Here is a 13,588-nt window from a genome sequence, read left to right on the forward strand (position 1 = left end):
GCCTCAAAGAAGTCGACGAAAAAGACTGCTAAAAAGTCTGCCAAAAAGACCAGCAAGAAGGCCACCAAAAAGTCCACGGCCAAGAAATCGGCTGAATAAGCTAGCTTGCTGGGTGGTCTGGTGAATTTCGCTCACGATGCCGGCGGGCATGATTTCGTGGTGGTCGCCAACCGGCTGCCGGTCGATCTGGTCGCTGCCGACGATGGCAGCTCGCACACGGAATGGAAGGCCTCGCCCGGCGGGTTAGTCTCTGCCCTCTCGCCTATCCTGGAAGCCCGCCAAGGCTGCTGGATCGGCTGGCCCGGCGTGCCCGATGCTGCTCCGGAGCCTTTTCATAACGACGCTGGTGCACTGCTCTATCCGGTGGAGCTTTCAGAATATGATTTCACGGCCTTTTATGAAGGCTTTTCCAACGCCACCCTATGGCCGCTGTACCACGACCTCATTGTGCCGCCGACCTATCACCGTGAATGGTGGGCGGCGTATCGCGATGTTAACCACCGCTTTGCCGAACACGCCGCGGCAGTCGCCGCCCCAGGTGCCACCGTGTGGGTGCAGGATTATCAGCTGCAATTGGTGCCAGGCATTCTGCGGCAACTGCGCCCCGATGTGCGCATCGGGTTTTTCGCTCACATCCCGTTCCCACACCCCGATATTTTCCGACAACTGCCGTGGCGACACGAGATCATTCGCGGGCTTTTGGGCGCAGACGTGGTGGGCTTCCAGTTGGTTGCAGATGCCAACCACTTCCTCGAACTAGTTGCCTCTGGTTTTGGTGCTTCGGATCATGATGCTTATGGCTCGGTGACCGACACCTCGGAACAACAACAATTCCACGTCACCGGCACTGCGAGCCTGCGCGAAATCACCGCGCGCATCACCACTCCGGATCAACGCACCGTGGGTGTGGCCTCCTTCCCCATTTCCTTGGATGCGGGCGCCCAGGCGGAATTCAGTGCGGGTGATGAACACGAAATCGCGCAACTGCGGGCGGCGCTGGGCAACCCACAGACGGTGTTTTTGGGGGTAGACCGGCTGGATTACACCAAGGGCATCGTCGAACGCCTGCAAGCATTTGAAGAACTGCTGGAATCCGGAGTCTTTGACCCCCGCGAGGTCTCATTCGTGCAGCTGGCGACGCCTTCGCGCGAGCGCATCGAGCACTACCGTAAGACGCGCTCGGTGGTCGAAGAAACCGTCGGGCGCATCAACGGGCGCTTTTCTACGCTCGGCCACCCAGTGGTGCACTACCAGCACACGAGCGTGCCCAAACGCGTCCTGCAGCGCTATTACCGGCTGGCGGATGTCATGGTGGTCACGCCCTTTAAAGATGGCATGAACCTGGTGGCCAAGGAATACGTTGCCTGCCACGATGACGGCGCAGGTGCGCTGGTGCTTTCAGAGTTCGCGGGTGCAGCCATTGAATTGCAGCAAGCGGTACTGTGCAATCCTTTCGATATGGAATCCATCAAAGCAGCGATGGTCACCGCGGCGACCGGCCTGCGCGACCATCCAGAGCGCATGAGCCAGCGCATGCAACAGATGCACGAGCACGTGCAGGAATTTGATGTTGCACACTGGGCACAGTCTTTTTTATCGAACTTGGATGGCTTCGCATGATCGGGCGTCGGCAAGCAACAGCATTGGTGTCTCTCGCGGCTGCCACCACTGGCCTAGCCGCGTGCGCTGATGAATCTACTGGCACGCTGCTTGATTCCACCTGGCAGATCACGCATATCTATTCTTCCCCGGAAGATCCCACCGAGGTGCCTGCAGAATTAGCGGGTGTGCCGCGGCTCGGGTTTAGCCAAAACAGCATGGCAGGTTATACCGGCTGCGCACCGCTGCAGGCACAGGTGAGCTTCAGCGACGCGGATGGCGCTTCGGCCGCCGCGGGCGAGGCGGAATTTGTGCAGCTCAATGAGGTCATCACCGACGAGATCGCCGATGATGTCGACTGCACCGGCACCGCCTCGTGGGTGCACGGTCATATTTCGGATCTGCTGCAAACAGGCAACCGCTTTGCCCTGGACTTCGATGCGCACGGTGAGCTGGTGTTAAGGCTCGACGACGGCCACCCGGTCAACTCCCCCGCGCTGCGCATGTTCGTGCTCTAGCGATCAGCTGGCTTTAGCTTTCAGATTTAGCGGTCAGCTTTCGGTTCTAACAGCAAGCCACTGCCCCGCTAAGATTCGGGGACATGAGCACGTTGAATCTACTCAACCACCCCGATTATGCGGCTGCGGCCGAAGCTGGCCGGCTGCTGGTGGTCTCTGATTTTGATGGCACCCTGGCTGGTTTTGCAGCAGACCCCTACGCGGTTTCTGCGCACCCGGATTCGATACAGGCCCTGCGCGATCTGGCAGCGCTAGCCGGCACAACAGTCGCGGTGCTTTCTGGCAGGCACGTCGCCGGATTACAGCGCGTCTGCCCGTTGCAAGCACCGGTGTTAATGGTTGGCTCGCACGGCGCGGAAGATCGCGATGGACACACGGTGGCCTTAACTTCTGCGCAACAGAACTTTCTGGATGCCATTGGTGGGCAATTAGAGCAACTGGCTGCGCAACATCCCGGCACCTATGTGGAAAACAAGCCTTTCCAGAGGGTGTTTCATGTCGCCTACCTGGCAGAAGATGATCCGACAGCAGCTGCAGAAGTACTAGCGCAGGCACGAGAAATGGATGCGCACGGCTTCCCCGTCACCCCCGGAAAGAACTTGGTGGAATTTTCTGCCCTGACCATCACAAAAGGCACCTGGCTGCAGCAGCAAAAACAGCGCTTACAGGCAGATGCCGTGGTGTTTATCGGCGATGATGTTACCGACGAAAACGCCTTCGCCGTCCTCGGCCCCGGTGGTGTGGGGATCAAAGTCGGCGAAGGCGAAACCTGCGCAAGCCACCGGGTCGCAGATATTGACGAGGTGGCGAAAGTATTGCAGGACCTAGCGGCCCGGCGCGGCAGGTATCTCGCTTAAGGCTTAGGGCTTAAGCGGCCCGGGTAGGGCCAAGCCTGCCCGGCGAAATTAGTGCTCGTCCCAGTGGCCATCGTGGGATGCGTGGCGGTGGCCATCGTGGATGTAATCCACGTGGTCATCGTGAGGGACGGCGACGTGGCCGCAGTTTGGGCCATGCTCGTGCTCGTGAGCTTCGTGCGGCTGGTGCTCGTTGGTCTCGCACTCATCCCAGTGGCCCTCGTGCTCGCGGTGCAGGTGACCATCGTGCACGTAGTCAACGTGATCCTCATGTGGAACGGCAACGTGACCGCAGTTTGGGCCGTGCTGGTGGGTGTGCTCTTCGTGGATTGCGTGAGTCATTTTTCTGACATCCTTTCCGCCTCGTTTTCAGTACATTTTCATTAAACATCATTGTCGGTAGATTTTCAACAAGCAGATGTTAATGAAAATGACACCGTTTACGGTTTGAGCATGACCTTGATGGCTTCACGACGGTCCATAGCCGCATAACCTGCGGCAGCATCACTCAGCGACAGAGTCTTATCGAAAACATCACCAGGTGTGATCTTGCCCGCATAGATTAAATCGACCAATTCGGGCAGGTATTTCCGCACTGGAGCCGGGCCGCCTTCCAGCGCAACCTGCGAGAAGAACAACTCCTGGCCATCGAGTTCTACCCCGTGACTGACACCGACGAAGCCCACATTGCCGCCACGGCGGGTAGCACCAACGGCTTGTTTCATCGAACCGTCCGTGCCCACGGCCTCGACGCAACCGTGCAGGCCCACACCGTCGGTCAGTTCTTTTACTTTTTCAATAAACTCCTCACCACGCTCGGCGATGATGTCCGTGGCACCGAATTTCTTCGCCAGCTCCTGACGGGTTTCATGGCGGGAAGAGACCACGATGCGCTCCGCACCCATCTGCTTAGCAGCCAAAACCGCGGACAGGCCGACGGCACCGTCGCCGACCACGCCAATAACCTTGCCTGCACCAGCACCGGCAACATCGGCGCCATACCAGCCAGTACCCAACACATCAGAGGCAGCCAGCACGTGACGCAGTTGCTCCTCATTTGGTTCGGCAGGCAATTTCACCAGGGTGCCGTCGGCAAGCGGAATACGGGCATACTCAGCCTGGGTGCCCACCCCACCCATAAATTCCCGGTTTAAGCAGCCAGAGGGGCAGCCCGCCTGGCAGATCTCGCATTTACCGCAGCTAGCAACGAAAGAACCGACAACCCAGTCCCCGACCTGAATATCCTGGACATCCGCACCGATTTCGGTGACTTGGCCAACGTATTCGTGGCCCATGCGAGCACCTGGGTCCACCTCTTCGTCACTACGGTAAGGCCACAGATCCGAACCGCACACGCAAGCTGCCGCAACTTTAATGACGGCATCGGTAGGTTTTTCTAGTTGCGCAGCAGCGACATTTTCAACACGGATATCGCCGGCGGCATGGATGGTCACAGCGCGCATATGTGTGCACTCTCCTAGTCATGGTTGGGTTCCTGCTTTGCGCAGAATCCCGATTCTAAGAAGCACAACGCACTGGGGCTGGGTGCAATTTTCAATAAGAAATCACAAGCTAGGAAAATGCAGTTGACACGGCAACTTTATGCAATCTGCTACGCGCAGACGCTTAGCTGCGGGCAAACTTTTTCTGCCAAGCCGTGTCGAATTCCGGCAATGTCCAACCGATTGGTTCCGGCATCCCGTATTCGTCGACAAGTACACGGAGTGCCTCATCCGGGCAGTCCCTTACCGCTGCAGCCAACTGTGTTCTGCGCCAGTTTTCACGCGCTGTACGTAGGTGTTGCTGCCATTTACCGTTGTCAACATCAAGCTTGAACTCCACGCGCAGCATTTCCAAGACGTCTTCCAAGCATGGCCGAAAGCGATGCCCACCAGTAGGAAAATGCAATTCTGATAACCGCGTGCCCCGCCGAAAATAATTACGCACTTTCTTTGTCCGCTCAACATCAAATTTGGAAGCAAAGCCCATGAGATGCGTGAATTCATCACGATGCGCATGGACATGAATGTGCGAACTCGGGCGGTGAGAATCCTGCTCCTTGACATATTCCACACGAAACAACGGATCCGCATTTTCTCGGCCATGGGGAGTCACAGTAAGAGAAGATTTTTCCACTGCAAGGTACCTTCGGTGAGAATCCCAGCCGCAATGAAATTCGATGATCAATCCAAGAACTGGCCATTCCTTAGAACGTAGATTAAGCACACCAAGTGAGCCTTCATTCTTCGCAAACCGCATTGCAACCACTTGCCTGCCTTTCAGGCGGGTTGCACTAAGCAGTATTTTTGGCGGATTTTCTTCAAAAAACTGCAGCGCTTGCGTCAGCTCTTCGGCGAACTCATGCGCAGCATGCAACAAATTGTTTGAATCATTATTTGAATCTGGGTACTTGTCAGTCACGGCCAACCAGCCACCTTAATTCACGAATATCCTGCCAAACGGCAGCTTCTTTTGGTGACAGGTCGTACGCGCACGCCCTTTCTTCAAATCTTTCGATACCACCTTCAACGCTTGCTTCAAGCAGCTTGAGCTTTTCCAAAGCTTCCTCAGGTTCATACCAAACGAGTGGCGCAACCATCATTTCCTCCTTTCCATCATGTCGATATTCTGCCTTCTACCGCTCACATAACTACAGATTCTGCGCAATATCCATAGCACTCATGTTCTAATTATGCGGTGGGGCCACCGTGGAACCGGCGTGCAACGAAGTTGCCAAAATCCTGTGCGCAGGCGCACTATCCGGCTCGTCAATCAGACCGCGCAGCACACGCCCAGCAGCAGCCCCCTTGGCTTTGTTCGGCTGGATGATCGTCGTCAAACCAGCATGCCGAGCTTCCGCGATACCGTCGAAACCGGTGACAGAAAGCTGTTCCGGAACCGAAATCCCGCGCTCCCGGGCCTCATTTAACACCGCCAAAGCCATAGAATCCGTGGTGCAGACAATCGCGGTCAGTTCTGGGTGCGTATCCAGCATCTCGCGGGCGGCACTGCGCGCGTTCACGGCGTCGTTAATGTGGCGAGTAATCACCGGGATCTGCGCGGGATCCAGCCCGGCGCGCCGACACTCATCCAATACACCGGATACGCGCCCGCGCTGCACGTGCATGTCTGCGGCTGGAATGTCGGCGGCAGCCACTGCCCCATCAACACGCTGCTGGAATAAACGAATCGCAAGCACACCGATGCGCCGGTGGCCCGCCTCCAACACGGCGCGAGCAGCCGGGCGGATTGCGGCTTCGTCGTCAATGCCCACAAACGGTGCGCCCGAATCCGTCGGCTGGTCACACACCACTACCGGCAACCCACGTGCACGGGCAGCCCGCAAATAGGGATCGTTCGCAGCCACCGAATAGATAATGAAACCATCCACCCCGGCCTGGTTCACGGCTGTGGTGGCTGCGTTAGTGGTGGCGTCGGCAAGCGTGTCCGGGCCCGCGGGAATTAAAGTCAGCGAAAAATCGGTGCCGTGGGTGGACTCGGCAATTCCGGCCAAAAAATCCACCGAGGCCATATCCTCGAAAGCATAGGAAAGATGTTCGGTCAGTACCACACCCCAGGAACCCGCATGTTTGGTGCGCAGCGAACGCGCGGTCGGGTCTGGCCCCGGGTAACCACGGGCTTTGGCGGCAGCCATGATGCGCTCACGGGTGGCGGTAGAAAGCTGATCCGGCCGGTTGTAGGCGTTAGAAACCGTCGTTCGGGATACGCCCAGATCGGCGGCAATCGATGCCAAAGTTCCTTTGCTGAGCCCAGCCCGTGATCGCGGTGCCATGCGGCTGATTCTACCGGGCTTGGGCGAAGGCCGATCTTTACGACCTGAACGACGAGCGAACACTCCGGGTTTTGCGGCCCGCTACAGGCCAGGAAGACGTCGTCAAGCTGCTGATTTTCACTACATTTTCAATTGACAACTGTTTTCAGCATGACCATAGTGTTAACTATGATCACGAAACGTCGAGGAGTCTTAACCGCAACCGCCACCGCTGCCATGATGTTCCTGGCAGCCTGCTCATCGGGAGAAACAGGAGGCTCCGGGGACGCTGCCACGTCGACAAGCAACGGCGACGGGGCCGCAGGCGGGGAAGGCACCATCGAAATCGTAGCCTCGACCAGCGTGTGGGGCGATCTCACCAAAGCCGCCATCGACGACGAATCCGTCGCGAATATCCGCACCATCATCAGCGACACCAACATCGACCCCCACCACTTCGAACCCACCGCAGCCGACCTGGCACGCGCCAACGAAGCCGACGTCGTCGTCGCCGGTGGCGGCGGATACGACGCCTGGCTCTACGAACCCCTCGACGAAGACATCGTCATCCACGCCCTGCCGCTAACCCCGCACGAGCACAACTCCGGCAGCGAAAAACCAGAAGGCACCGAGGCGCACGCCCAGTACTACGGCGACAACGACACCTTCGACGTCGCCAACAACGAACACGTCTGGTTCGACACCAAGGCCCTATCCACCGTGGCCAACGGCGTTGCCGACCGCATCAAAGAAACCCACCCAGATGCGCCACTGAAAATCGACGAACTCAACGCCGAGCTGGATGAGATCGCCGCACAAATCAAGGCCCTACCGGCCATCAACATCGCGCAAACGCACCCGATCGCCGACTACATCCTCACCCACACAAAGATGGACGAGGTCACCCCAGAGTCATACCGGCACGCCACGCTGAACCACAGCGATGCCGCCGCTGCCGACCTGGCCTCATTCCTCGAGCTGATCGAGAACGACAAGCTCGATGTGCTCATCTACAACCCGCAGACCGAAACGGATCTGACCAAACGCATCCGCGAAGCCGCCGAAGCCAAAGACATCCCGATGGTTCCGGTCGGTGAAACCCCACTCAACGGCGAAAACTTCCTGGAATACTTCCACTCCGTCGTCGATGACTTGGAAGCGGCTGCGGCAAAGGCGAGCGCATAAACCGCGATGCCGATTCAGTTTTCCAACGCCGGTGTGGACCCGCTCTGGAGCGGGCTGGACTTGGACGTACAACCCGGCGAATTCATCGCCATTTTGGGCCCTAACGGTTCCGGCAAATCGACGCTGCTGAATACAGTCCTGGGAACCCGCACGTTGACTACTGGCTCCGTGCGCGTCAACGGGCGCATCGGATACATCCCGCAACAGCACATGTTTGATAAACACCTGCCGGTTCGTGCCCGCGACTTGGTGTCGCTGTCTCTCGGCCACGGGGTGTTTTCGGGGCGTCGGCCGAGCAAACACGCCGTCGACGAGGCACTGGCCTACGTCGGCGCAGAAGGCATCGCGGACCGTTCCGTCGGCACGCTATCCGGTGGCCAACAGCAGCTGATCCGCCAGGCCCAAGCCTTTGGCACGGACCCGGACGTGGTGCTTGCCGACGAGCCCCTGCTCTCGCTAGACATGGCCCGCGAGCACGATACCGTCGCCCGGCTGCATAAACACCGCGCGGCGGTGTTGTTTGTCACCCACGGCATCAACCCAATCCTGGATGTCGTCGACCGCGTGCTGTACCTGGCACCCCGCGGGCACATGCTGGGAACAATTGACGAAGTTATGCAAACCCAGGTGCTCAGCGAGCTGTACGGCACGCATGTAGAAGTGGCAACCGTCAACGGGAAGCTGGTGGTGGTCTAGTGAGTTATTGGGAAGATACCGCCTATTTGCTCTCGGTGGGCTTTGTGCAGCAGGCGCTGATTGCCTCTGCCCTGCTGGGGGTTTTATCCGGTGTGATCACCAGTTTGATCGTGCTGCGGCACATGTCGTTTTCCGTGCACGCGACCTCGGAGCTGGCACTGATGGGTGCGGCGGCCGCGTTATTATTCGGCATCAATATCGGCTTCGGCGCGATCATCGGCTCGATTACCGCGGCGGTGATCCTGGCGGTACTCGGGCTGCGGGGTAACCAAGATTCTGCGATCGGTGTGGTCATGAGCTTCGGATTAGGCCTATCCGTGCTGTTCATCCACCTCTACCCAGGCAACACGACGACGGCGATGTCGCTGCTGACCGGGCAGATCGTCGGTGTCTCCGGCGCATCAACATGGATGCTGGCGGCAACGACGGCAGTGATTACCGTGCTGATCATCGTGCTGTGGCGCCCGCTGCTGTTTGCCTCGGTGGATCCGCTGATGGCACAGGCAGCTGGGGTTCCGGTGCGTGGGCTGGCCGTGTTGTTCGCGGTGATGGTGGGTTTGACCGCCGCGCAATCCGTGCAGATCGTCGGTGCGTTGCTGGTGATGGCTCTGCTGATTACCCCAGGTGCAGCCGCGGTGCAGGTGACTTCCTCACCGGTGAAATCCGTGGTGCTTTCGGTGATTTTCGCTGAGGTCGCTGCCGTCGGCGGTTTGGTTGCGTCTCTGGCTCCGGGGCTGCCGGTCTCTGTGTTCGTGACGACGATTTCGTTTGTGATTTATTTGGTCTGCCGGATTATTGGGAATTTGCGTAGCCGCAAGACCTCCCGCGATGAGGTCGCTTATGCACGCCGCGTCAAAGCACTAGGTACGGGAAACGATGCCACTGTGAATCCGCACCACCACGTCGCGCAGGATGCTGGCGGCGAAGGAAAAGCTGGCCGGGAGCTGAGCTAGCGAAACGGGCTCGGTGCGGCTAGCGGGCAATAAAACAACACAAAACCGGGGCTTGCAGCCTGCCAGCTGGTGCTGGTGGTGACTGCAAGCCCCGGTTGTCATTCCCGATGAGTTATCGCCTAAGGCGTGGCGGTACCTAGGGCGTAGTGGTTATCGCTTAGGGCGGGTTTTTACTTCTTCCCGTTGTCCCACTGGTTATCGGTGCTCCACTGGGTGGTTTCTGCGTTGGCATCTACACCATCAGCGGTGGAGTTGTTGCCAGCTGCGTTATCGAGGTTCGGGGTAGAAAAGTCTTGGTCGTCAGAGTATTCCTGCCCGGAGCTCTGGCCGAAATTCTGGACAGAGTTCTGGGCGGAATTCTGGCTAGAGAAGTTCTCGCCGCCCAGGTTCTGCTCAGCACCAAAGTTCTGCTCAGCGCCGGCAGCGCCGGAGCCAGCAACACCAGCACCGGCAAAACCAGCGCCAGCGCCGACAGCCTGCTGGTTAGCAGCGGCTTCTTTTTCGTCCTTGCGCTTACGGAACGGTGCGATAAACAGGTGATCCAGCGAGACCCGACCAGCACCGGCAGCAGCCAGCGCCAGACCTGCGGCGCCGATTACGGCAACAAACTCCCAGCCGCCGTCGGAAACAAAGATGCCGGAATCGCGGTGCGCAAACCACGCAGCACCGGCCATCTGCACGAACAGTACCGGGCCGACCAGGCGCACCAGCAGGCCGAGAATCAGGGCTGCGCCACCACCAATTTCAAACCAGGTAGCAATCTGTGCGGAAATCTCTGGGGAAGGCACACCCATTTCCTGGAAGGAGCTTGCGGTACCATCAATGGTCCACTCATTAAGCTTCTGCCAGCCGTGTGCGATGAGCACACCGCCCAGAATGATGCGGGCGATGAGCAAGAAAATATCTCTGATGACAGTCATAGCCCCAGTCTAGCTGGTTTGTGGCCATGTCACCTATTCGCCTGGGGAATGCTCCCACAGATGATGCGCCGGGATCGCCTATGTACCCTTAACGTTAAGCACCTGCCGCAGTTCCGTGACCACCTCTACGAGATCTGCGGCATCAGCCATCACCTGGTCAATCGGCTTATACGCGTCCGGAATTTCATCCACCCATTGCTCACCTGGCCGGTACACGATATCGCCCATGCGACTCGCCAAATCTTCCGCGGTGTACTGCTTCTTTGCTTGCCGACGCGACATCACTCGCCCCGCCCCGTGCGGCGCAGAATTCAGGCCCGCAGCGTTACCGCGACCGCGCACCACATATGATCGCGCGCCCATCGAACCGGGAATCAACCCAAACTTGCCGACGCTGGCATCAATCGCACCCTTGCGGGTAAGCCACACGGGCTGATCATCTATGGTCACCTTTTCGGTGTAGTTGTGGTGGCAGTTCACCCGTTCCACCTCGGTATCCGCACTATCTGCAGGCACCTCCATGGAAATACGCCCGTCGTCATGCGCCTGGCGCATCATGCGGGCCAGCTGATCAACGAAGCGATCCATCATCTCATCGCGGTTCAGCCGTGCAAACCGTTGCGCCCAAGCGAGTTCCCGCAAGTAAGTATCGAAGGACTCGGTCCCCTCACGCAGGTACGCGTGATCCTGTTCTGCAAGCTCAATACCCGCTTCTGCGATTTCTCGCGTCGCGATCTTAATGTGCTTTTGTGCGATCTTATTCCCCACCCCGCGCGAACCCGAGTGCAGGAAACACCAGACATTATTATCGCCATCCAGGCACAACTCAATGAAGTGGTTGCCACCACCCAAGCTGCCTAGCTGTTCGCGCCACTTCGGGGAATGCGACAGGTCGACGTCGTCACGCTCGGCTAATTCCTCGAGTTCCTGAATACGAGCCTTAGTGTGCTCGCGGTGGATCTTCTTATTGTAATTTCCCGGCGAAAGCGGAATGGAACGCTCAATCTGGTCGCGCAGCTGCTCCAGGGAAATCTGCGCGATGTCGTCGGCAGTAAAAATGGTGCGCACTGCAGCCATTCCACAACCAATATCCACCCCGACAGCAGCCGGAATCACAGCCCCCTTAGTGGGAATAACCGTGCCGATGGCTGTGCCCTTGCCGCTGTGTGCGTCGGGCATCAACGCGATATGTGGAGAAACAAAATCCAGCCGTCCCAACCCAGCGGCTTGGTCTGAGGTGTTCTGATCAATAATGCTGGCCCACGATAAAACCCGTGGGGCAAGTTCTATTGGCTTATGTGTCATGCTCACAAGCGTAGCAGTCAGGTAGCACACCATTCGAACATGAATGCGATTCTAGCTCGCGGTGAAACCCTTCGATAATTACGTATACGGTTATTTTTGCAGACGATGCTTCAGGACTGGCCCTATTGTGAGCACCGAAGTCCCAATTCCAGATACGACAAGTGCCGCAGCCGGGCCGAGCGCACTGACAACGGGCGCTCCGACAATGTATCCAATAAGCATTGCAGAGCTATTTATTGAGCCCATTGTAGAAAGGGCTTTGGGCTTAACCTCACCAGATACGGTTCCAACTACGATAATGCGCAGAGCGGCCACTTGGACAGCATTACAGACTCCGCCGAGGAAAAAACATGGTATACAGAGCCACAATGACGGAATTAGACCAGGTAAGGCTATGAAACAACCCATAGCGACACCTGCTCCGGTCAGCGCTTTCTTGGCGTTGTGTGAACCAAGACGAGCTGAAAACCGCGCCCCAAAGATACGGCCCACGATAAAAGCCTGGGCAATAATTGCATATACCGTACCGCTTACTTGAAGCGTTCTCGTCGCATAAAAGACAAGAGCAATGTTGAAAATTGACGTGCAGATGATTGCACCCCAAATGCTAGTTATCGCAAAGCGAGAACTTCTATTTTTCAATAAGAGAGAAGGCGCTTCGAGTACCTTGTGAAAAAAGCTCGACGAAGTTTGTTTGTTGTGCGCCTGTGAGGATTCGTCCTGCGTCGCAGTTTTGCAAAGGGACAGAAAGACAACTAGTGAGATCACTACAGCGCAAGCTTCTACCAAAAGCGCTGTCTGCAGGTTTTTTTGGTCAAGAAGTAACCCTCCTAGCGGCGGCCCAATGAACCCGCCACCAAGACGTGCTGTATCCAAAAGAGAGAAGGCTTTCGCTTGCTGCTCTTCGCTGACCTGAGAGTCGGCGATGGTGAAAATAGATGGAATTGACAGTCCGGTTAAACATGCGGTGACAAGATTTCCAAGGATGAGAATCAACGGCTCTGGGTAAGCAGCCATTGCTATTAGGGCCAGCAGATCCAAAAAGAGAGCAGAAAGTGCTATGTGATAACTGCTGAATTTGTTGAAGAGTGGACTCAGAAGCGGGACCAGAAAAACCTGGGCGCAGGCTGCAGAGACAAAAATGCTTGCTACTAAGAGTTCACCCTGGTTAAGAGCAGCGAAGTGGAGTGAAATTGACAAGCTGGTCATTGCCCCACACAGGGCCAGCAAAAAATAGATGGCGACCAAAGGATAAACTGAACGAAATCCTTCGCCGCCACTACCTCTAAAAAGATGCATTTAGGATGACTTTATCCAATGTTCAACTGATACATCATCGTGGCTCGCTCCCCTTGTGAGTCAACATACATTACAGGGAATGACGATACCCACATCACACTTTAAGGGCAAGCCCGCAATTGGTCTCTAACCACGACACACCCGCCAGCTAGCTAGTAATCCAGCTAAGCCAACAGGCCACAAACAACGGGAATGGCCAAACAAGACGAGGCGGCAACAAGCCTGCCGCCCCTGCCAAAACAGACTAAAAAGCAGACTAACTAGCCGACGCGGCGCTGACGCGCGAACTCACTCAAGACCGCACCGGCTGCCACCGAGGCGTTCAGTGATTCCACCCACCCGACGGTCGGAATAGACATCAACACATCACAGTTTTCGCGAACCAATCGCGAAATGCCCTTGCCTTCCGAGCCAACAACAATAACCACGGGATCTGTGCCGCCGTCGTAGGTATCCAGAGTGTGCTCTCCGCCAGCTTCCAGCCCAA

The 13,588-nt window shown here is 57.2% G+C and carries 15 protein-coding genes; 6 read left to right on the forward strand and 9 right to left on the reverse strand.

Annotated elements, in window-relative coordinates; genetic code table 11:
• Positions 1-120: 120 nt before the first annotated feature.
• From RCH87_RS01500 to otsB, 3 genes are all read left to right on the forward strand, one after another.
• Entirely contained in the window at positions 121-1,620 is a 1,500-nt protein-coding gene (locus RCH87_RS01500) for a trehalose-6-phosphate synthase (RefSeq protein WP_306514981.1), read from the forward strand.
• Positions 1,617-2,117 (forward strand): hypothetical protein, encoded by a 501-nt coding sequence (locus tag RCH87_RS01505; protein WP_306514982.1) that lies wholly within the window; start codon positions 1,617-1,619, stop codon positions 2,115-2,117. The genes RCH87_RS01500 and RCH87_RS01505 overlap by 4 nt, the downstream gene beginning before the upstream one ends.
• 83 nt (positions 2,118-2,200) lie before the next feature.
• Entirely contained in the window at positions 2,201-2,974 is a 774-nt protein-coding gene (gene otsB / locus RCH87_RS01510) for a trehalose-phosphatase (RefSeq protein ID WP_306514983.1), read from the forward strand.
• A gap of 48 nt (positions 2,975-3,022) precedes the next feature.
• Here the strand turns inward: otsB and RCH87_RS01515 are convergent, their stop codons facing one another.
• The 5 genes from RCH87_RS01515 to RCH87_RS01535 form a co-directional block, all read right to left on the reverse strand.
• Positions 3,023-3,313, reverse strand: a complete 291-nt coding sequence (locus RCH87_RS01515) for a hypothetical protein (RefSeq protein WP_306514984.1) — start codon at positions 3,311-3,313, stop codon at positions 3,023-3,025.
• Between the two features lie 98 nt (positions 3,314-3,411).
• Entirely contained in the window at positions 3,412-4,434 is a 1,023-nt protein-coding gene (locus RCH87_RS01520; RefSeq protein ID WP_306514985.1) for a zinc-binding dehydrogenase, read from the reverse strand.
• Positions 4,435-4,597: 163 nt separating this feature from the next.
• Positions 4,598-5,392: a hypothetical protein gene (locus tag RCH87_RS01525; RefSeq protein ID WP_306514986.1), complete on the reverse strand. Its 795-nt coding sequence runs from the start codon at positions 5,390-5,392 to the stop codon at positions 4,598-4,600.
• A complete protein-coding gene (locus RCH87_RS01530; protein ID WP_306514987.1) occupies positions 5,385-5,573 on the reverse strand; it encodes a hypothetical protein in 189 nt (62 codons plus the stop codon). Before RCH87_RS01530 ends, RCH87_RS01525 begins: the two co-directional genes overlap by 8 nt.
• An 84-nt stretch (positions 5,574-5,657) precedes the next feature.
• Positions 5,658-6,764, reverse strand: a complete 1,107-nt coding sequence (locus RCH87_RS01535) for a LacI family DNA-binding transcriptional regulator (RefSeq protein WP_306514988.1) — start codon at positions 6,762-6,764, stop codon at positions 5,658-5,660.
• Between the two features lie 168 nt (positions 6,765-6,932).
• On the opposite strand from RCH87_RS01535, the gene RCH87_RS01540 reads away from it, so the two are divergent.
• The 3 genes from RCH87_RS01540 to RCH87_RS01550 are packed head-to-tail and all read left to right on the forward strand — an operon-like array spanning position 6,933 to position 9,577.
• Positions 6,933-7,928, forward strand: coding sequence for a metal ABC transporter solute-binding protein, Zn/Mn family (locus RCH87_RS01540; RefSeq protein ID WP_306514989.1), 996 nt, complete (start codon positions 6,933-6,935; stop codon positions 7,926-7,928).
• 6 nt (positions 7,929-7,934) lie between these two features.
• A complete protein-coding gene (locus RCH87_RS01545; protein WP_306514990.1) occupies positions 7,935-8,624 on the forward strand; it encodes a metal ABC transporter ATP-binding protein in 690 nt (229 codons plus the stop codon).
• On the forward strand, positions 8,624-9,577 hold the full coding sequence (locus RCH87_RS01550) for a metal ABC transporter permease (RefSeq protein WP_306514991.1): 954 nt from the start codon (positions 8,624-8,626) through the stop codon (positions 9,575-9,577). The genes RCH87_RS01545 and RCH87_RS01550 overlap by 1 nt, the downstream gene beginning before the upstream one ends.
• Positions 9,578-9,747: 170 nt before the next feature.
• Here RCH87_RS01550 and RCH87_RS01555 read toward each other — a convergent pair whose 3' ends face one another.
• The 4 genes from RCH87_RS01555 to RCH87_RS01570 form a co-directional block, all read right to left on the reverse strand.
• On the reverse strand, positions 9,748-10,497 hold the full coding sequence (locus RCH87_RS01555; protein ID WP_306514992.1) for a DoxX family protein: 750 nt from the start codon (positions 10,495-10,497) through the stop codon (positions 9,748-9,750).
• A gap of 78 nt (positions 10,498-10,575) precedes the next feature.
• Positions 10,576-11,802 (reverse strand): RtcB family protein, encoded by a 1,227-nt coding sequence (locus RCH87_RS01560; protein WP_306514993.1) that lies wholly within the window; start codon positions 11,800-11,802, stop codon positions 10,576-10,578.
• Between the two features lie 90 nt (positions 11,803-11,892).
• The gene (locus RCH87_RS01565; RefSeq protein ID WP_306514994.1) at positions 11,893-13,101 is read right to left on the reverse strand and encodes an MFS transporter; all 1,209 of its coding nucleotides are present in this window, start codon (positions 13,099-13,101) and stop codon (positions 11,893-11,895) included.
• Between the two features lie 260 nt (positions 13,102-13,361).
• On the reverse strand, positions 13,362-13,588 hold a 227-nt coding region (locus RCH87_RS01570; protein WP_306514995.1), incomplete at its 5' end, for an RNA methyltransferase.

The organism is Corynebacterium sp. (assembly GCF_030826625.1).
Lineage (GTDB): Bacteria > Actinomycetota > Actinomycetes > Mycobacteriales > Mycobacteriaceae > Corynebacterium.

Excerpts from the sequence above, each read along its gene's own strand:
- RCH87_RS01505 (WP_306514982.1), top strand. The coding sequence starts at position 1,617 with ATGATCGGGCGTCGGCAAGCAACAGCATTGGTGTCTCTCGCGGCTGCC.
- otsB (WP_306514983.1), top strand. The coding sequence starts at position 2,201 with ATGAGCACGTTGAATCTACTCAACCACCCCGATTATGCGGCTGCGGCC.
- RCH87_RS01515 (WP_306514984.1), bottom strand. The coding sequence starts at position 3,313 with ATGACTCACGCAATCCACGAAGAGCACACCCACCAGCACGGCCCAAAC.
- RCH87_RS01520 (WP_306514985.1), bottom strand. The coding sequence starts at position 4,434 with ATGCGCGCTGTGACCATCCATGCCGCCGGCGATATCCGTGTTGAAAAT.
- RCH87_RS01530 (WP_306514987.1), bottom strand. The coding sequence starts at position 5,573 with ATGATGGTTGCGCCACTCGTTTGGTATGAACCTGAGGAAGCTTTGGAA.
- RCH87_RS01535 (WP_306514988.1), bottom strand. The coding sequence starts at position 6,764 with ATGGCACCGCGATCACGGGCTGGGCTCAGCAAAGGAACTTTGGCATCG.
- RCH87_RS01540 (WP_306514989.1), top strand. The coding sequence starts at position 6,933 with ATGATCACGAAACGTCGAGGAGTCTTAACCGCAACCGCCACCGCTGCC.
- RCH87_RS01545 (WP_306514990.1), top strand. The coding sequence starts at position 7,935 with ATGCCGATTCAGTTTTCCAACGCCGGTGTGGACCCGCTCTGGAGCGGG.
- RCH87_RS01555 (WP_306514992.1), bottom strand. The coding sequence starts at position 10,497 with ATGACTGTCATCAGAGATATTTTCTTGCTCATCGCCCGCATCATTCTG.
- RCH87_RS01560 (WP_306514993.1), bottom strand. The coding sequence starts at position 11,802 with ATGACACATAAGCCAATAGAACTTGCCCCACGGGTTTTATCGTGGGCC.
- RCH87_RS01565 (WP_306514994.1), bottom strand. The coding sequence starts at position 13,101 with ATGCATCTTTTTAGAGGTAGTGGCGGCGAAGGATTTCGTTCAGTTTAT.